General features: G+C 41.7%; 1 protein-coding gene. It reads left to right on the forward strand.

Translation table 11 applies throughout. The features are described from left to right. On the forward strand, nt 1–290 hold a 290-nt coding region (locus ETC27_RS17900), incomplete at both ends, for a DRTGG domain-containing protein (RefSeq protein WP_240724964.1).

A 290-nucleotide genomic window follows, 5' to 3' on the forward strand; every position in this document is an offset into this window, starting at 1 on the left:
GTTTTTGATGAAAAACAGTTTGATGATTGTCGGTGACCGTAAAGACATTCAGCGTATGGCTTTGCATGGTCAAAGCGCTGTGCTTGTTACAGGGGGGTTCGATGTTGATCAAGATGTTATTGATTATGCAAATGAGATGGGGATTCCGCTTATGCGCGCGACTTACGACACCTTTACAGTTGCAAATCGTATCAGTCATGCTTTAGCAAATGAATTGATAAAAAAAGATATCATCACAGTAGCTGAAATTTCCCACGATCATCGCCCTGCATTACGTGAAGAAGATACGG

This window comes from Onishia niordana (assembly GCF_004798965.1).
In the GTDB taxonomy this organism is placed as follows: domain Bacteria; phylum Pseudomonadota; class Gammaproteobacteria; order Pseudomonadales; family Halomonadaceae; genus Onishia; species Onishia niordana.